This window comes from Pseudoalteromonas sp. CR1 (assembly GCF_019392235.1).
In the GTDB taxonomy this organism is placed as follows: Bacteria; Pseudomonadota; Gammaproteobacteria; order Enterobacterales; family Alteromonadaceae; genus Pseudoalteromonas.
The window spans coordinates 1-312 of the sequence record NZ_JAHXRM010000113.1; the positions used below are offsets into that span (position 1 = coordinate 1).

At 61.9% G+C, this 312-nt stretch carries 1 protein-coding gene; it reads right to left on the bottom strand.

Annotation, left to right across the window (positions count from 1 at the left end; translation table 11 throughout):
- Positions 1 to 162 precede the first annotated feature (162 nt).
- Positions 163 to 291 carry a glycine cleavage T C-terminal barrel domain-containing protein gene (locus KZZ04_RS21520; protein ID WP_368735898.1) on the bottom strand — a complete coding sequence of 43 codons (129 nt, stop codon included), beginning with the start codon at positions 289 to 291 and terminating at the stop codon, positions 163 to 165.
- Positions 292 to 312 lie beyond the last annotated feature (21 nt).

A 312-nucleotide genomic window follows, 5' to 3' on the forward strand; every position in this document is an offset into this window, starting at 1 on the left:
CAAACTGAAGCGCAGCTGCGTAGTTTTCTGACTGCCAAGCCCGGCAACATGGCGCTGCTGGACCGCCCCGAGCAACTGGCTGAGAAAGTCACCGTGATCAAGCAGATGGCGATCGGTCGCCAGCCTTACTACTTCGTAGAGCAGTAAGGCAGGCGCCGGGCATCAATGCTTGGTGAGTTTGTCCAGGTAACCCATGGCAAGCGGGCCGCCCAGCGTCGGGCCAAAGCCACCGCTGCACACGCTGCCGATCACGGTGCCGTGCTCATCGACGATTTCGGCGCCTTCACGCACGGGCGTACGTTCCTGTGGCAG